This window comes from Streptomyces sp. cg35 (assembly GCF_050410835.1).
GTDB lineage: Bacteria > Actinomycetota > Actinomycetes > Streptomycetales > Streptomycetaceae > Streptomyces.
Genome location: NZ_CP191268.1, coordinates 5,901,010 through 5,919,023 on the forward strand (window position 1 = coordinate 5,901,010; position 18,014 = coordinate 5,919,023).

The window sequence follows — 18,014 nt, forward strand, 5'->3', positions numbered from 1 at the left end:
GACCATGGCCGGCACCAATGGCTTCTCCGTCTCCGGCTACGGGCCGCAGCAGCGCTCCACCATGTCGCGGCTCATGGCCCGCGACTCGGTGGTGCGCCGGCTCGACTGGCCGATACTGCTGTCGGCGGTCGCGCTGTCGCTGATCGGCGCCGCGCTGGTCTACTCGGCCACGCGCAACCGCACCGAGCTCAACCAGGGCGACCCGTACTACTTCCTGTTCCGGCACCTGCTGAACACCGGCATCGGGTTCGCGCTGATGATCGGGACGATCTGGCTGGGACACCGGACGCTGCGGACGGCGGTCCCGATCCTGTACGGGATCTCCGTCTTCCTGGTGCTGCTCGTCCTCACCCCGCTCGGCGCCACCGTGAACGGCGCGCACGCCTGGATCATCATCGGCGGCGGCTTCTCCCTCCAGCCCTCCGAGTTCGTGAAGATCACGATCATCCTGGGCATGGCGATGCTGCTCGCGGCGCGCGTCGACGCCGGAGACCGGGAACACCCCGACCACCGCACCGTCCTCCAGGCGCTCGGCCTCGCCGCCGTCCCGATGATGGTCGTCATGCTGATGCCGGACCTCGGGTCCGTCATGGTCATGGTGATGATCGTGCTCGGCGTGCTGCTCTCGTCCGGCGCGTCCAACCGGTGGGTGCTCGGGCTGATCGGGGTCGGCGCCGCCGGGGCCGTGGCCGTCTGGCAGCTCGGGGTGCTCGACGACTACCAGATCGCGCGGTTCGCGGCGTTCGCCAACCCGGCGCTCGACCCCGCGGGCGTCGGCTACAACACCAACCAGGCGCGGATCGCGATCGGTTCGGGCGGGCTGAGCGGTGCCGGCCTGTTCCACGGATCGCAGACGACCGGACAGTTCGTGCCCGAGCAGCAGACGGACTTCGTCTTCACGGTGGCCGGCGAGGAGCTGGGCTTCCTGGGAGCGGGCGCGATCGTGCTGCTGCTCGGGGTGCTGCTGTGGCGGGCGTGCCGGATCGCCCGGGAGACGACGGAGCTGTACGGCACGATCGTCGCCGCCGGGATCATCGCCTGGTTCGCCTTCCAGGCCTTCGAGAACATCGGAATGACCCTCGGCATCATGCCGGTGGCCGGCCTGCCGCTGCCGTTCGTCTCGTACGGAGGATCGTCGATGTTCGCCGTGTGGGTGGCGGTGGGGCTGTTGCAGTCGATCAGGGTGCAACGTCCCATGTCTGCGTAGGCCTCCGGCGGGCGCGGCAGTCGTCGGGGTCGCTCGCGCGGATCCTCGCGCCCCTGGCGGCCCTGACCTCTATCGGCGCGCAGATGTGCCGTCTAGATTCAGGTTATGGCGGAGACCAAGCGCGAGATCGAGCGGAAGTACGACGCCCCTGCCGAGCACTTCAGGCTCCCCGACCTGCACAAGGTCCCCGGAGTGTCGGCCGTCGTCGACAAGGGCGTCATGGAACTCGACGCCGTGTACTACGACACCACCGACCAGCGGCTGGCCGCGCACCAGATCACCCTGCGGCGCCGGACCGGGGGCGACGACGCCGGCTGGCACCTGAAACTGCCCGTCGCCATCAGCGAGGGCGTACGGGACGAGGTACGCGCCCCGCTCTCCGACGAGGTGCCGCGGGCGCTCGCCGGGCTCGTCCGGTCCCATGTGCGCGGCGACGAGCTGATCCCCGTCGTGCGGCTCCTGTCCTCGCGCGACGTGTCCCATCTGACCGGGGCCGACGGCGCACTCCTCGCCGAGGTGAGCGTCGACGCCGTCCGCGCCGAGCGGGTCGGCGGCGCGGAGGCGGCCGCCTGGACCGAGATCGAGGTCGAGCTCGCCGACGACGGTGACCCCGCGTTCCTCGCCAAGGTCGAGAAGAAGCTGGTCAAGGCCGGGGTCGCGCGCTCCGCCGCCACGTCGAAGCTGGCCCGCGCCCTCGACGAGACCGGGGTCCGCCCGCCCCGGAAGGACGCCGCGGAGAAGCCCGTCACGGCCGGGGACCACGTCCTCGCCCATCTGCGGGCCCAGCGCGACACCCTCCTGGAACTCGATCCGGCGGTGCGCCGGGACCTGCCGGACTCCGTGCACCAGATGCGGGTCGCGACCCGGCGCATGCGCAGCGCCTTCAAGACGTACAAGAAGGTGCTCGACCCGGCCGTCACCGAGCCGGTCGGCGAGGAGCTCAAATGGCTCGCGGCGGAACTGGGCATCGACCGGGACCACGAGGTCCTCACCGAGCGGCTCACCCAGCGGATCGACGCCGTGCCCCGCACCCTGCTGCTCGGGCCGGTCCGCGGCCGGCTGCGGATCTGGACGGTCGCCCGGCGCCACGGCTCGCGCCGGCACACGGTCGCCGTGCTCGACGGCAAGCGGTACCTGACGCTCCTCGACAGCCTGGACGCGCTGCTCGCCGAGCCGCCGCTGGGCCCGGCCGCCCGCCGCCCCGCCGCCGACGTCCTCACCAAGGCCGCGCTCAAGGACCACGCCCGCCTCACGGCCCGCGTCGAGCACGCTCTGGCCCTGGAGCCCGGCACGGACCGCGACCTGGCGATGCACGACGCCCGGAAGGCCGCCAAGCGCGCCCGGTACGCGGGGGAGGCCGCCGTGCCCGCGCTCGGCAAGCAGGCCAAGAAGTTCGCCAAGCGCATGAAGAAGGTGCAGTCGCTGCTCGGCGACCACCAGGACTCCGTCGTCGCCCGCGAGGCGCTGCGGGACCTGGCGATCCAGGCCCACGCGGCGGGGGAGACCGCCTTCACCTGGGGACTGCTGTACGGGCAGGAACAGGCGTCCGCGGCGGACCGGGAGCGGGAACTGCCCGGGGTGTGGGCGAAGGCGGCGGAGCCCCGGCTGTAGACGGTGAGGCGGGGTCGCCGGGCGGGTTAGGCTTGAGGGTCACCCCTGTCAGCTCACAAAGGTCCACGGTTATGCCTGCCGAAGCCGCCGCCGCGGCGCCCCAAGTGGTCGAGTCTGTGTTTCCGCAGCTCGAAGCGCTGCTCCCGCATGTGCAGAAGCCGATCCAGTACGTCGGCGGAGAGCTCAACTCCACGGTCAAGCCGTGGGAGTCCGCCGATGTCCGCTGGGCGCTGATGTACCCGGACGCGTACGAGGTCGGTCTGCCCAACCAGGGCGTCATGATCCTCTACGAGGTGCTGAACGAGCGGGAGGGCGTCCTCGCCGAGCGCACCTACAGCGTCTGGCCGGACCTGGAAGCGCTGATGCGCGAGCACAAGGTCCCCCAGTTCACGGTGGACAGCCACCGCCCGGTCAAGGCGTTCGACGTCTTCGGGCTGAGCTTCTCCACCGAGCTCGGCTACACGAACATGCTGGCCGCGCTCGACCTGGCCGGGATCCCGCTGGAGTCCAAGGACCGCACGGTGGACGACCCGATCGTCCTCGCGGGCGGCCACGCGGCGTTCAACCCGGAGCCGATCGCCGACTTCATCGACGCCGCGGTCATCGGTGACGGCGAGCAGGCCGTGCTCGACATGACCGACATCATCCGCGCCTGGAAGGCGGAGGGCCGGCCCGGCGGGCGCGAGGAGGTGCTGTTCCGTCTCGCGAAGACGGGCAGCGTCTACATCCCCGCGTTCTACGACGTCGAGTACCTGCCCGACGGCCGCATCGGCCGCGTCGTGCCGAACAAGTCGGGCGTGCCGTGGCGGGTCAGCAAGCACACCGTCATGGACCTCGACGAGTGGCCGTACCCGAAGCAGCCGCTCGTGCCGCTCGCGGAGACGGTCCACGAGCGGATGTCCGTCGAGATCTTCCGCGGCTGCACCCGCGGCTGCCGCTTCTGCCAGGCCGGCATGATCACGCGCCCCGTGCGGGAGCGAAGCATCACCGGCATCGGCGAGATGGTCGACAAGGGTCTCAAGGCGACCGGCTTCGAGGAGGTCGGCCTGCTGTCGCTGTCCTCCGCCGACCACACCGAGATCGGTGACATCGCGAAGGGACTCGCGGACCGGTACGAGGAGGACAAGATCGGTCTGTCCCTCCCGTCGACCCGCGTCGACGCGTTCAACGTCGACCTGGCCAACGAGCTGACCCGCAACGGCCGCCGCTCCGGCCTCACCTTCGCCCCCGAGGGCGGCAGTGAGCGCATGCGCAAGGTCATCAACAAGATGGTCTCGGAAGAGGACCTCATCCGGACCGTCGCGACCGCGTACGGCAACGGCTGGCGCCAGGTGAAGCTGTACTTCATGTGCGGCCTGCCGACGGAGACGGACGAGGACGTCCTGCAGATCGCCGACATGGCGATGAACGTGATCCAGAAGGGCCGCGAGGTCTCCGGCTCGAACGACATCCGCTGCACGGTGTCCATCGGCGGGTTCGTGCCCAAGCCGCACACCCCGTTCCAGTGGGCGCCGCAGCTGTCCGCCGAGCAGACCGACGAGCGGCTCACCAAGCTGCGCGACAAGATCCGCGGCGACAAGAAGTACGGCCGCTCCATCGGCTTCCGCTACCACGACGGCAAGCCCGGCATCGTCGAAGGCCTGCTCTCCCGCGGCGACCGCCGCATCGGCGACGTCATCCGCGCCGTCTACGAGGACGGCGGCCGCTTCGACGGCTGGCGCGAGCACTTCAGTTACGACCGCTGGATGGAGTGCGCCGCCAAGACGCTGCCCGCGCACGGTGTGGACCTCGACTGGTACACGACGCGTGAGCGCACCTACGAGGAGGTCCTGCCCTGGGACCACCTGGACTCCGGTCTCGACAAGGACTGGCTCTGGGAGGACTGGCAGGACTCGCTCGACGAGACCGAGGTCGACGACTGCCGCTGGACGCCGTGCTTCGACTGCGGTGTCTGCCCGGCGATGGACACGGCCATCCAGGTCGGCCCGACCGGCAAGAAGCTGCTGCCGCTGACGGTCGTGAAGTAGCACCCCGTACGCACACGAAGGGGCGGCCGGTCGAGAGACCGGCCGCCCCTTCGCGGTACTCGGGACTACTTGCTGGCGGCGAAGCGCATCAGGGCGTGCTCGTCGCCCTGCTTGATCTTGCCCGTCGTGTTGATGACCTCCAGCTTCCAGCTGCCGCCGACCCGCATGGCCTTCGCCACCGCGCAGCCGTTGTCGGCGCTGAGCAGGCTCGGCCAGATGTCGGCGACCTGCTGGCTGCTGCCGCCCGTGGCGTCGTACACCTTGAAGCTGATGTTGCGGGCCTTCTGGAACGAGCTGCCCTTCTTGTACGCGGCGGCGATGAACACGATCGACGTGATGTTCTGCGGGATCCGCGAGAACTCGACGGTGACCGTCTCGTCGTCGCCGTCGCCCTTGCCGGTCTGGTTGTCACCGCTGTGCTGCAGCGAGCCGTTGCCCATCGGGTCCAGGGAGTCGAGGCCCGCGAGCCGCACCGGGTCCCCGCCCGCCATCGCGATGGCGATCAGGTCGAGGTCGGTGCCCTGCTTGCGGCGCAGGGAGCCGAGCACCCCGCCGCTGCTCCCGGAGGTGGGGTCCCAGGACACCCCTATCGACAGGTGCGTCACACCGTCCAGGTCCGCCGGGCCGTCTTCCTTCGTGAGCGTGATCATGCGGGAATCCCCCTTGTGTGGGCCGTCTACTGCGCAAAGTGTGCCTATACGAGGCGGTTTTCGTCCACGTGCGCGCGGGCCGCGACCCGGCACCGGCCTCAACTCCCCTTCTCCTGCGGCGAACTCGAGCCGCGTCCGGTGCGGGAAGTTCCCGTGAAGCGGATCCACGGCGCCGCGACCGGCGTCTTGACATGCATGGACCTGGAGAAGCGCCCCGAGCCCGAGGGCTGTCTCGTCGTGGCGATCCGACTGCCGGTGCGGATCCTCGCGCTCGTCCTCGTGGTGCCCGTCCGCCTCGCGTGGGACGCGCTGACCGTCGTCGGCCGCGTCCTGCGCGACCGGGTGCTCGTGCCCCTCGCCCGGGTGCTGGTCGTGGTGCCGGCGGTGTGGCTGTACGCGTATGTGCTGGCGCCGGTGGGGCGGGCGATGGCGTGGTTGGGCCGGGGTGTTGGGGTCGGGCTGCGGTGGTTGGGTCTGGCGTTGTTCGTGTGGCCGTGGGTCGCGTTGTGGCGGTACGGGCTGGTGCCGGTCGGGCTCGCGCTGGCCTGGCTCGTGCGGGTGCTGGTCGTGGTGCCGGCGGTGTGGCTGTACGCGTATGTTCTGGCGCCGGTGGGGCGGGCGATGGCGTGGTTGGGCCGGGGGGTTGGGGTCGGGCTGCGGTGGTTGGGTCTGGCGTTGTTCGTGTGGCCGTGGGTCGCGTTGTGGCGGTACGGGCTGGTGCCGGTCGGGCTCGCGCTCGCCTGGCTCGTGCGGATGCTCGTCGTCGTGCCCTGCGCCTGGGCGTACACGCACCTGCTCACCCCCGTCGGGCACGCGCTCCGGTGGGCAGCGCTCGCCCTGGGACGGTGCGCCGCGACACTCGTGCGGTGGATCTTCGTGGTGCCCGCGCTGACCCTGTGGCGCTGGGTGCTCGTGCCCGTCGGCCGGGCCCTCGCCGTCCTCGCCCGGGAGATCGGCGCGGCCCTCGGACATGCCTGGCGCGTGGCGGGGTATGTGTCGCTCGCCGTCGGACGGTTCCTCGGGCGGCTGCTGCGGTGGCTGGTCGTCGACCCGCTGCGCTGGACGTACCGCAGTGTGCTCACCCCCGTCGGACACGCGGTGCGCGATCAGGTGTGGCGGCCCGTGGCCCGGCTCGCCAAGGAGATCCGGGCGAGCGTCCGGCAGGCCCGCGCCGACATCCGCCGCGCGCTCTTCGGCACTCCGCCCCCTCCTGAACCCCAGGTCAGGGACCGGCGGGAACCGAGCGGCGCGCGGCCACGTACTCTAGGTAGCAGTACGACCGCTCTCACGAAGGACTAGGACACTGGGCAAGCGACAGCCCGTAGGCCCGCCGCCCGCACCCGCGGTGCAGCGCATCCGACTGCGCTACACCAAGCGCGGCCGCCTCCGGTTCACCAGCCACCGAGACTTCCAGCGCGCCTTCGAGCGTGCGCTGCGCCGCGCCGAGGTGCCCATGGCGTACTCGGCGGGGTTCACGCCGCACCCCAAGGTGTCCTACGCCAATGCCGCACCCACCGGCACGGGCAGTGAGGCCGAGTACCTGGAGATCGCGCTCACCGCACCGCGCGACCCCGAGAAGCTCAGGGACCTGCTCGACGAGTCGATGCCCGTCGGCCTCGACATCGTCGACGCCGTCGAGGCCCGCACCTCGGGCCTGGCAGACCGGCTCGCCGCCTCCGTGTGGGAGCTGCGGCTGGACGGGGTGACGGTCGAGGAGGCCGCGCGCGCCGCCGAGGCGTTCCGCGGCGCCGAGACCGTCGAGGTCCAGCGCAGGACGAAGAACGGGATCCGTACGTTCGACGCCCGCGCCGCCGTCGCGAGCCTGGAAGCCACGGATGTACCGGCTGATAGGCCCAGCGACAAGGCCTGTGCGATACTGCGCCTGGTTGTTCGGCACGTGACGCCTGCCGTTCGACCCGACGACGTCCTGTCCGGTCTCCGCGCCGTGGCCGACCTGGCGCCGCCGGTCCCCGCAGCGGTGACCAGGCTGGCGCAGGGGCCTTTCGATGAAGAGACCGGCACGGTGACCGACCCGCTCGCGCCCGACCGCGAGGCAGTCCAGGCCGCCCCCCAAACGGAGGCCGCGGATTCTGCCGCCGCGAAGGCGTCTGCCGTGGAAGGTTCCGCGTAAGGCGGTCGTCGTAGCGCCGCCCTTGTACTCGGGAGCCACCTGGGTCGGGCAGTGCACCCACCCAAGGACTTTCGCCAGGCCGTACGTACATCGCGTACCGGAACCGGCGAGAACAGACAGAGAAGCCCCCGTGCGGCGCCCGCGCCCCGGACCGGCGGCACCGCGCGAGATGCGCGAGCCGCAGCGTCACCGGTCACCGGATCAGGCGCGGCGCCCGGGGGCCCGACGGGAGATCCACCCGCATGCCCGAGCCGACCGAGCCGAACGAACCCACCGCTTCCGCCGTGGGCGACACCCCCAGCGACACCCTGCCCCCGCGCCGCCGGCGCCGGGCCGCGTCGCGCCCCGCGGGACCGCCCGCGGGCCAGGCCGCCGCGGACACCGCGCCGGCCATACCGGCCGCCGCCGCGGACGCCGAGCCCGAGCTCGACGCCGCAGACGAGGCCTCCACCCCTGAGACTTCCCCGGCCGCCGAGGCCCCGGCGCAGGACACCGCGCCCGCCGGCCGCCCGCGCCGCCGCGCCACCCGTCGCGCCTCCGCGCCCGCCGGTGCGCCCGCGCAGGACGAGGCCGCGCAGCCCGTGGCCGAGACCGCCGCTCCCGTCGAGGAGCCGGCCGCGCCCGCCGCCGAGACGCAGACCGAGGACGCGGCCCCGCGCCGCGCCCGCCGCCGCGCCACCCGCGCCGTGTCCGCGCCCGTCGCGGAGCAGCCCGAGCAGGTCACCGAGCCGGTCGCCGAGCCCGAGTCGATCGCCGAGCCGGTCGCCGCCGAGCCGGAGGCCGCCGCCGAGCCGGAGGCCGCCGCCGACGCGCCCGCGCCGCGCCGCCGTCGCCGCGCCACCCGTACCGCCGCCGCGCCCGCCACCGCCGAGGCCGCCCCGGCCGAGGAGCCGCAGGCCGCCGCCGCGCCGCAGGAGCCCGCCGCGGTCGAGGAGCCGGCCGAGGAGGCCGCCCCGCGCCGCAACCGCCGTCGCGCCACCCGCGCCGTCGCCGCCCCGGAGCCGCAGGAGGCCGAGGCCGCCGCCGCGCCCGCCGAGGCGCAGCCGGAGCAGGCCGGGGACACCCCGGCCGCCGACAACGCCGAGGACGCGGCTCCGCGCCGCCGTCGCCGCGCCACCCGCAAGGCCGCGGGCGGCTTCGCCGAGCCGAAGGCGGCTCAGCGGGGCACGTCGAAGGCCCAGCGGGACGAGGAGGAGACGGGCCGTCCGAAGCGGCCGTCCGTCGCCGTGTTCCAGGCGCCCGTCTTCACCGAGCCGATGTTCCAGACGCCGGAGCGCGCCGCTGCCGCTGCCGCGGCCGAGGCCGCCGAGGAGAAGACCGCCGAGGCCGAGCCGGTCGCCGCCCCCGTCGCCGAGGAGGAGACGGCCCCGCGCCGCAACCGCCGCCGCCGGCGTGCCGCGGACGAGCAGCCCGTCGCCGAGCAGCCCGCCGCGCCCGAGGCCGAGGAGCCCGCAGAGGCCGAGGCCGAGGAGTCCGCCGACCAGGACGAGTCGGCCGAGGACCACGACGAGAACGGCGACCGCCCGGCCCGCCGTCGTCGTCGCGGTGGCCGTCGCCGCCGCCGCGGCGAGTCCGCCGACGCGGACTCCGACACCGAGAACGAGCAGGGCGCGTCCGACGACGACGCCGAGCAGAGCGCCGACGACACCGACGACACCGACGACGCCGACGACCACGACGAGCGCGACGACAGCGCGTCCGGGTCGAGCAGCAGCCGCCGTCGCCGTCGCCGCCGTCGCCGCGCCGGTGACTCGGCGTCCGACAGCGACGCGTCCTCCGACGACCCGGAGCGCACGGTCGTCAAGGTCCGCGAGCCCCGCAAGAAGGACAGCGGCGCCGAGAAGTCGACCTCCTCGGACGAGGTGCAGTCCATCAAGGGCTCCACGCGTCTGGAGGCCAAGAAGCAGCGCCGCCGCGAAGGCCGTGAGCAGGGACGCCGTCGCGTCCCGATCATCACCGAGGCCGAGTTCCTGGCGCGCCGCGAGGCCGTCGAGCGGGTGATGGTCGTCCGCCAGAACGGCGAGCGCACCCAGATCGGCGTGCTCGAGGACAACATCCTCGTCGAGCACTACGTCAACAAGGAGCAGTCGACCTCGTACGTCGGCAACGTCTACCTGGGCAAGGTCCAGAACGTGCTGCCGTCGATGGAGGCCGCCTTCATCGACATCGGCAAGGGCCGCAACGCGGTGCTCTACGCCGGTGAGGTCAACTTCGAGGCGCTCGGCATGGCCAACGGGCCGCGCCGCATCGAGACCGCCCTCAAGTCCGGCCAGTCGGTCCTGGTGCAGGTCACCAAGGACCCGATCGGCCACAAGGGCGCCCGCCTCACCAGCCAGATCTCGCTGCCCGGCCGCTACCTGGTCTACGTGCCCGAGGGCTCGATGACCGGCATCAGCCGCAAGCTCCCGGACACCGAGCGCGCGCGTCTGAAGACCATCCTCAAGAAGATCGTCCCCGAGGACGCGGGCGTCATCGTGCGCACCGCCGCCGAGGGCGCGAGCGAGGACGAGCTGCGCCGCGACGTCGAGCGTCTGCAGGCGCAATGGGAGGACATCCAGAAGAAGTCCAAGCAGATCTCGACGTCGTCGCCGAGCCTGCTGTACGGCGAGCCGGACATGACCGTCCGCGTCGTGCGCGACATCTTCAACGAGGACTTCTCCAAGGTCATCGTCAGCGGTGACGAGGCGTGGGAGACGATCCACGGCTACGTCAACCACGTGGCGCCCGACCTGTCGGACCGCCTCTCGAAGTGGACGTCCGAGGTCGACGTCTTCGCGACGTACCGGATCGACGAGCAGCTCGCCAAGGCGCTCGACCGCAAGGTGTGGCTGCCGTCCGGCGGCTCCCTCGTGATCGACAAGACCGAGGCCATGATCGTCATCGACGTCAACACCGGTAAGTTCACCGGTCAGGGCGGCAACCTCGAAGAGACCGTCACGAGGAACAACCTCGAGGCGGCCGAGGAGATCGTGCGCCAGCTGCGGCTGCGCGACCTGGGCGGCATCGTCGTCATCGACTTCATCGACATGGTCCTGGAGTCCAACCGGGACCTGGTCCTGCGGCGGATGCTCGAATGCCTGGGCCGCGACCGCACCAAGCACCAGGTCGCCGAGGTCACCTCGCTGGGCCTGGTCCAGATGACCCGTAAGCGCGTCGGCCAGGGTCTCCTGGAGTCCTTCTCCGAGACCTGCGTGCACTGCAACGGCCGCGGCGTCATCGTCCACATGGAGCAGCCCGCCTCCGGCGGTGGCGGCGGCAAGCGCAAGAAGCGCGGCCGCGGCGGCAACGGCGCGGACCACGGTCACGACCACCACGAGCACGAGGCCGCGCAGGCCACGGAGCCGGTCGAGACCGAGACCGAGGCCGAGGTCGCCGCGGAGGCCGCCGCTCCGGTCGCGCTGCCCGAGCCCGACTTCGCCGCGGACGAGGAGCTGTACTCCAGCGCCGCCGAGGCGGAGGCCGCGGTGAGCCGTGGCGGCCGCTCGCGCCGCCGTGCCACGCGTCGCGCGTCGGCCCCGGCCGGTGCGCCGAAGGAGCCCGTGGCCCCTGAGGCCCCGGCTCCGGCGCCCGAGCCCGAGCCGGTCGTGACGGCCGAGGAGCCGAAGGCCGCCGAGCCCGCGCAGGAGGAGGCTCCCGCGCCGCGTACGCGTCGCCGGGCCACCCGCAAGGCCAGCGCGCCGGCCGGTTCGCCCAAGGCGTCCTCCTCGGAGGACGCCGCGGTCACCGTCACCGAGCCGGTGAAGGCCGAGGAGCCGGAGCCCGTCGTGGCCGAGGCGCCGAAGCCGGAGGAGGCCGCGGCCGAGCCGACCGCGGCCCCGGCCCGCCCGCGCCGCCGCGCCGTCCGCAAGGCCACCGCCCCCGCCGCGTCCGAGGAGGCGGCCGTGATGGTCGTCCCGTCGGCCACGGAGGCCGAGGCCGAGGAGCCGAAGCCGGAGGACGCCGAGGCGCCCGCCGCCAAGAAGACGGCCCGTAAGACGGCCAAGAAGGCGACGGCGAAGAAGGCGGCCACCAAGAAGACCGCGGCCAAGAAGACGACCGCGGCGAAGAAGACGACGGCCAAGAAGGCGGCGAAGACCACCGCCAAGAAGACGACCGCGGCGAAGAAGACGACGGCCAAGAAGGCGGCGAAGACCACCGCCAAGAAGACGACCGCGAAGAAGACCGCGGCGGCCGAGCAGCAGTCGCTGCCGTCCGTCTCGGCCGCGGCCGACGAGGCCTGAGACACCGCCCGGCGGACCGGGCAGGGCCGACGCCCCCGCACAGCAGCACGCTGTGCGGGGGCGTCGGCCTTTTCGCCGTGTGCCCCGCGGCTCGTGGGAACGCCCGACATGTCTGGAAGAACACTCGACTCGCCCCTGCCTCTTGGAGCCCGTACAACTACCTGTAAAACTCATTCAGTCGTACAAGTGCACGCAGGGGTGCGCGTTGGGGAGACGGGTGCCCGTGCCAGGGGAGGGATGGCGATGATGCACGCGCGTCTCAGAGGCACGGGCCGGCACCGGGCAGTGAAGCCGGCCAGGGGCGGACGGCAGGCGGTGGCGCTGGCCACCGTGCTCTCGGCCGCCGGGGTGCAGGCGGGGCTCGCCACGACCACCGCGGCGGCCGACGACGCGCCGACCTGGACCGAGGGGCCGGTCTTCAACAACCCCCTGGGCACCGCCGACCAGCAGTACGCGATCCGCACCCGCCTGCTCGACCTGACGAACGCGGCGCTGCCCGGCTCGTACATCAAGGTCGCCGTCTACCACGTATGGGAGACGACGATCTCGGACGCGCTCGTCGCCGCCAAGAACCGCGGGGTGAACGTGCAGGTCGTGCTCGACTCCTCCAGCGTGAAGGACCGCCCCGCCAACCCGGTGTACGAGCAGCTGAAGGCGGCCCTGGGCACCAGCCCGACCAGCCGGTCGTTCGTGACGCTGTGCCCCACCGACAAGTCCTGTCTGGGCGACCCGAAGTTCGGCAAGTCGATCATGCACAACAAGTTCTGGCTGTTCTCGGCCGTCAAGGGCGCCACGAACGTCGTCGTGGAGACCACGTCGAACTCGACGCCGTCCGCGAGCACCAGGTTCTTCAACGACGCCCTCGTGCTGCCCGACAACCGGGTCCTGTACGGGGCGTTCTCGGACTACTTCGACGACATGGCCGCCAAGCTCTGGAAGAACTGGGACTACCGCACGGTCAGCAACGGCTACTACAAGGCGTACTTCTTCCCGCGGGCCGGGACGACCACCTCGACGGACACGCTCCACTCGGTGCTCAACAACATCTCCTGCACCTACAAGGACGCGGGCGGCGTGAAGCGCAGCACCGTGGTGCGCGCCGCGATCTTCCAGATCACCCGGCAGTCCATCGCCGACAAGCTGGTCGCGCTGAAGAAGGCGGGCTGCACGGTCAGCATCGAGTACGCCACCACCGACAGCGGCACCTGGAAGTCGTTGCACGCCACGGGCGCCCCGCCGGTGCGCTGCTACAACGACGACCGGGATCCGCTGAACCCGGGCGGCGCCAAGCTCACGACACCGTTCATCATCCACACCAAGTACGTGCTGATCGACGGCATGTACGACGGCGCGCGCAACAAGATCACGTTCACCGGCTCGCAGAACGCCTCGGGCCCGGCGCTGCGCGAGAACGACGAGTCGTACGTCAAGATCGACGACGACTCCGTGCACGACACGTATCGCACCCACTTCGGCAACGTGTGGAACGTCGCGTACCCGGGCACCAAGGACGCCACGAACCTGTGCAAGGGCGTGAAGGTCCTGCCGCAGGACGGTGAGACGAAGCCGACGACGTGAGGGGCGGGCCGGGGCCGGTTTGACCCTTCTCAGGGGTGACCCGTAACCTTGACCGTCGGCGTGTCCATAGATGCGCCTCACTCCCGTAAACCTTCTTCCTCCGGGCGTTCGTCCGGAGAGGCCGTCTCGTGCGGCTGGACTGCGGGGGTTCCGTTCCGAGCGAGAGAGAGATCCGCGTGTACGCCATCGTGCGCAGCGGTGGTCGCCAGCACAAGGTTGCTGTCGGCGACATCGTTGAGGTTGACAAGATTTCCACTGCCAAGGTTGGCGACACGGTCGAGCTCTCGACCCTGCTCGTTGTCGACGGCGAGTCCGTGACCAGCGACCCGTGGGTGCTGGCGGGCATCAAGGTCCAGGCCGAGATCGTGGACCACCACAAGGGTGCGAAGATCGACATCCTTCGCTACAAGAACAAGACCGGCTACCGCCGTCGTCAGGGCCACCGCCAGCAGTACACGGCGATCAAGGTCACTGAGATCCCCGCGGCTGCGAAGTAAGGGTAGGGACTGAGACATGGCACACAAGAAGGGCGCATCGTCCACTCGGAACGGGCGCGACTCCAATGCTCAGCGGCTCGGTGTGAAGCGCTTCGGCGGTCAGACCGTCAACGCCGGTGAGATCCTGGTCCGCCAGCGCGGCACCCACTTCCACCCCGGCAACGGTGTGGGTCGTGGCAAGGACGACACGCTGTTCGCGCTCGACGCCGGTGCGGTGGAGTTCGGTACCCACCGTGGCCGCAAGGTCGTGAACATCGTCCCGGTCGCTGCCTGAACGGCACCCTGACCGGTACTTTTCGCGAGGCGGACCTCACTTCCCTCCTGGGGAAGCGGGTCCGCCTTTCGCGTGTTCTTAATGGAACACAGCACGCAGTAGTAATTCCCGCATGTTTCTGGAGGCACTGACCAATGACCACCTTCGTGGACCGCGTCGAGCTGCATGTCGCCGCGGGTAGCGGGGGCCACGGCTGTGCCTCCGTCCACCGTGAGAAGTTCAAGCCGCTCGGCGGCCCGGACGGCGGCAACGGCGGCCGTGGCGGCGACGTCATCCTGGTCGTCGACCAGTCGGTGACGACGCTCCTCGACTACCACCACTCCCCGCACCGCAAGGCCACCGCCGGCAAGCCCGGCGAGGGCGGCAACCGCTCCGGCAAGGACGGCGAGGACCTGGTCCTGCCCGTGCCGGACGGCACGGTCGTCCTCGACAAGCAGGGCAACGTCCTCGCGGACCTGGTCGGCGAGGGCACCACCTTCATCGCCGCCCAGGGCGGCCGCGGCGGCCTCGGCAACGCGGCCCTCGCCTCGGCCCGCCGCAAGGCCCCCGGCTTCGCGCTCCTCGGTGTCCCCGGCGACCTCCGCGACGTCGTGCTCGAGCTGAAGACGGTCGCCGACGTCGCGCTGGTGGGCTACCCGAGCGCCGGCAAGTCCTCGCTCATCTCGGTGCTCTCGGCCGCCAAGCCGAAGATCGCCGACTACCCCTTCACGACGCTGGTCCCGAACCTCGGCGTCGTCACGGCCGGCGCGACGGTCTACACGATCGCCGACGTCCCGGGCCTCATCCCGGGCGCCAGCCAGGGCAAGGGCCTCGGCCTGGAGTTCCTGCGGCACGTCGAGCGCTGCTCGGTCCTCGTGCACGTACTGGACACGGCGACCCTGGAGTCCGACCGCGACCCCGTCTCCGACCTCGACGTCATCGAGGCCGAGCTGAAGGAGTACGGCGCGGGCCTGGAGAACCGGCCGCGCCTCGTCGTCCTCAACAAGATCGACGTACCCGACGGCAAGGACCTCGCCGAGATGGTCCGGCCCGACCTGGAGGAGCGCGGCTACCGCGTCTTCGAGGTGTCGGCCGTCGCCCACAAGGGCCTCAAGGAACTGTCGTTCGCGCTGGCCGAGCTGGTGGGCGCCGCGCGCGCCGCGAAGCCCAAGGAGGAGGCGACCCGCATCGTCATCCGCCCGAAGGCCGTGGACGACACGGGCTTCAGCGTCGTACGCGAGGACGTCGACGGGGAGCCGCTGTTCCGGGTGCGCGGTGAGAAGCCGGAGCGCTGGGTGCGCCAGACCGACTTCAACAACGACGAGGCCGTCGGCTACCTCGCGGACCGCCTCAGCCGTCTCGGTGTCGAAGAGGAACTGATGAAGGCCGGCGCCCGCAGCGGCGACGGTGTCGCCATCGGCCCCGAGGACAACGCGGTCGTCTTCGACTGGGAGCCGACCGTGATGGCGGGCGCCGAGATGCTCGGCCGCCGTGGCGAGGACCACCGCTTCGAGGCACCGCGCCCGGCCGCCCAGCGCCGTCGCGACAAGCAGGCGGAGCGGGACGAGGCGGAGCAGGCGTACGACGACTTCGAGCCCTTCTAACCCCTGTGTCCCGTCCCCCTAGGGGGACGGGACACAGGGGGGACGGGACATACGAAGCGGGCCGCACCATGAGGTGCGGCCCGCTTCGTATGTCCGGGGTGCTCCGGTACCGCTACGCCGTCACCGAGTCCTCGGACTCCGGCGCGGCCTCCGCGGCGATCGCCTCGGCCGCCTGCTCCTCGACGGAGTCCTCACGCTGCGCGGGGATCTCCGCCTCGCCCCGCGCGGCCATCCGCGCCCGGCGCTCGTCGGCGCGGTCGCACAGCGCGCGCACGGCACCGTTGAAGCGGTCGATGGACGGCGGGTCCGAGGGGCCCAGGAGGTGCTCCTTGAGCTCCAGACGGGCCTCGGCGTACACATCCTCGGTCTCACCGCGAACGGCCGCGAGAAGGCCGGGCACGCCCTGCGCGTCGGGCGCCAGGATCGTCGCGGCGCGCACCGTCGGGAACCCGGAGCGGAAGTCCGTCTCCGAGAGCCCCGAGGTGTTCGCCACCGCGTACGGCTTCTCGCTGGCCAGCCAGTCCGAGACGACCGATGACACGTCGGAGATGAGCACGTCGGCCTGGTTGAAGCAGGTGAAGATCGCGGGGCGGGCCTCGGTGACGATCAGGTGCTCGCCCTCGGGGAACGACGCCCAGTACGCCTGCTCCCACGCCGCCGTCGCCTCGGCCACGGCCGCGGCACGGTCACCGTCGGGCCGGCCCTGCAGCAGCATCTTCTCCATCTCGTCGGCGCTGGTGCGGAACGACGTGGAGGTCAGCTTGTCGAGCGCCGCGGCGGCGCGGGTCAGCTCGGCGGCCGCCCCGGGGCCCGGGCGGGTGACGGAGCGGCGCGTGTTGGCCTCGCGGATCATCGCCTTGATGCGCTCGTTGGCGGCGCCCGCGGCGGGGATCTGCGAACCGGTCATCGGGTGCGGCTTGTAGACCAGACGCACCCGGTCGTCGGCGAGCAGGTGCCGCACGATGTTCTCGCCGGCCAGGATCACCGAGGTGTTGCCGGGGTTGCCGTCCCAGCCCTCCCAGGTGGGCGCGTAGAGGACCGTCGTGTAGGCGCCCTTCGCCGGGCCCGAGGCGGTCCTGATGGGGGACAGCTGCGGGCGGCCCACCTCGACGACGTCCTTGTCCTCGACGCCGACGTCGGCCAGCTGGTAGCGGTCGCGGGCCGCGGGGCCCGCCACCCACACCTCGTCGTACGCCTTCGCGTACGGGTTGCAGGAGGAGAGCTTGTCGGACTCGCCGTGGTTGATGAACGCGTGCTTGACCGTGGGGATGCGCAGGACCTGCGAGGTCTTCGCGGCGTTGGCCGGGTGCAGCATCATCTTCAGCGTCGAGTTCTCCAGCGAGAACATCGTCGCGACCTTCGGGAAGCAGATGATCGGCACGTCGGTGGCGTCGATCTTGTTGACCATGAAGCGCTCGCGCAGCACGATCAGCGGCTTGCCGTCCACGTCGGAGAGCGTGGAGAGCCACATGTTCGCCTGGTACGCGGAACTCGTGCCGCCCGAGAAGTACATGGCCACGGTCGGCTTGTAGTTCTCCAGCCAGGTGTCCAGCCACTCCATGACCTTGGCCTCGTTCAGCGCCCGCTTCCTGGGCAGCAGCCAGGTGGCCAGGTACAGCATGCCGCCGCCGAACAGGGCGATGGAGATGCCGATGCCGATGCCGCCCCAGTACGCGTCCGTCGTCGCCGCCGTGATCAGCAGGCCGACGGTGGCCGGAATCGAGAACGTCAGCATGCGGTGGCTGGAGCGACGGGCCAGGATGCGCGGCGGGGCCGCGGACAGCCGCAGGGCCGAGGCGTCGATGTTGCGGGTGAGGATCGGCAGCGTACGGGTGCGGCGCACCAGGACCGCGGCGGCCTGGCAGCCGAAGTGCAGCACGTACACGGCCAGCAGCGCGATCAGCAGCGGGGCCTGCTCGCCGAGCGGCTCGATGCCGTCGATGCGCAGCAGTCCGACGAGGATCAGCATGTCGCGCAGCAGCTGCCGCACGGTGACGTCGAAGCGCACTTTGCCCAGGAGCGTCAGCAGGCCCGGCTGCTTGTACTGCATGTACGTGTCCAGGGCGAGGCCCGCCGCGCTCGCGGCGACGAACACCGGAACGTACGGAAGGGACGCGCTGACGAGCTGGGCCGCATAGAGCGCGAACATCGAGAGCAGCGCTGACAGCTGCACGACGCGGCGTGGGGCAAGTCCGGCTGAGGGCACGGGCTGGGCTCCTGGCAGGGATCGGAGGGG

Annotated in this window: 12 protein-coding genes; 10 read left to right on the top strand and 2 right to left on the bottom strand. The window is 71.5% G+C overall.

Features of this window, described 5'->3' with window-relative positions; all coding sequences use genetic code 11:
• Positions 1 to 4 precede the first annotated feature (4 nt).
• The 3 genes from rodA to ACQUQD_RS26955 all read left to right on the top strand — a co-directional run bounded on the left by rodA (position 5) and on the right by ACQUQD_RS26955 (position 4,845).
• On the top strand, positions 5 to 1,207 hold the full coding sequence (gene rodA, locus ACQUQD_RS26945) for a rod shape-determining protein RodA (protein ID WP_428954712.1): 1,203 nt from the start codon (positions 5 to 7) through the stop codon (positions 1,205 to 1,207).
• 105 nt (positions 1,208 to 1,312) lie between these two features.
• A complete protein-coding gene (locus tag ACQUQD_RS26950) occupies positions 1,313 to 2,818 on the top strand; it encodes a CHAD domain-containing protein (protein ID WP_428954713.1) in 1,506 nt (501 codons plus the stop codon).
• Positions 2,819 to 2,889: 71 nt separating this feature from the next.
• On the top strand, positions 2,890 to 4,845 hold the full coding sequence (locus ACQUQD_RS26955) for a TIGR03960 family B12-binding radical SAM protein (protein ID WP_428954714.1): 1,956 nt from the start codon (positions 2,890 to 2,892) through the stop codon (positions 4,843 to 4,845).
• Between the two features lie 65 nt (positions 4,846 to 4,910).
• On the opposite strand, the gene ACQUQD_RS26960 is transcribed toward ACQUQD_RS26955, so the two are convergent.
• Positions 4,911 to 5,495 (bottom strand): TerD family protein, encoded by a 585-nt coding sequence (locus ACQUQD_RS26960; protein ID WP_428954715.1) that lies wholly within the window; start codon positions 5,493 to 5,495, stop codon positions 4,911 to 4,913.
• A 195-nt stretch (positions 5,496 to 5,690) separates the two neighbouring features.
• Here ACQUQD_RS26960 and ACQUQD_RS26965 point away from each other — a divergent pair, with 195 nt between their 5' ends.
• The 7 genes from ACQUQD_RS26965 (at position 5,691) to obgE (ending at position 15,778) form a co-directional block, all read left to right on the top strand.
• Positions 5,691 to 6,794, top strand: coding sequence for a hypothetical protein (locus ACQUQD_RS26965; RefSeq protein WP_428954716.1), 1,104 nt, complete (start codon positions 5,691 to 5,693; stop codon positions 6,792 to 6,794).
• A 46-nt stretch (positions 6,795 to 6,840) separates the two neighbouring features.
• Entirely contained in the window at positions 6,841 to 7,626 is a 786-nt protein-coding gene (locus ACQUQD_RS26970; protein WP_428954717.1) for a TIGR03936 family radical SAM-associated protein, read from the top strand.
• A 242-nt stretch (positions 7,627 to 7,868) separates the two neighbouring features.
• Positions 7,869 to 11,846, top strand: coding sequence for an Rne/Rng family ribonuclease (locus ACQUQD_RS26975; protein ID WP_428954718.1), 3,978 nt, complete (start codon positions 7,869 to 7,871; stop codon positions 11,844 to 11,846).
• A 243-nt stretch (positions 11,847 to 12,089) separates the two neighbouring features.
• Positions 12,090 to 13,424 (top strand): phospholipase D-like domain-containing protein, encoded by a 1,335-nt coding sequence (locus tag ACQUQD_RS26980; RefSeq protein ID WP_428954719.1) that lies wholly within the window; start codon positions 12,090 to 12,092, stop codon positions 13,422 to 13,424.
• 176 nt (positions 13,425 to 13,600) lie between these two features.
• The gene (gene rplU, locus ACQUQD_RS26985) at positions 13,601 to 13,921 is read left to right on the top strand and encodes a 50S ribosomal protein L21 (protein ID WP_428954720.1); all 321 of its coding nucleotides are present in this window, start codon (positions 13,601 to 13,603) and stop codon (positions 13,919 to 13,921) included.
• A 16-nt stretch (positions 13,922 to 13,937) separates the two neighbouring features.
• On the top strand, positions 13,938 to 14,195 hold the full coding sequence (gene rpmA, locus ACQUQD_RS26990; RefSeq protein ID WP_026245994.1) for a 50S ribosomal protein L27: 258 nt from the start codon (positions 13,938 to 13,940) through the stop codon (positions 14,193 to 14,195).
• 134 nt (positions 14,196 to 14,329) lie between these two features.
• Complete coding sequence (gene obgE, locus ACQUQD_RS26995) at positions 14,330 to 15,778, top strand: GTPase ObgE (protein WP_428954721.1); 1,449 nt, start codon at positions 14,330 to 14,332, stop codon at positions 15,776 to 15,778.
• A 112-nt stretch (positions 15,779 to 15,890) separates the two neighbouring features.
• Here the strand turns inward: obgE and ACQUQD_RS27000 are convergent, their stop codons facing one another.
• Positions 15,891 to 17,984 (bottom strand): hypothetical protein, encoded by a 2,094-nt coding sequence (locus ACQUQD_RS27000; RefSeq protein ID WP_428954722.1) that lies wholly within the window; start codon positions 17,982 to 17,984, stop codon positions 15,891 to 15,893.
• Positions 17,985 to 18,014: the final 30 nt, after the last annotated feature.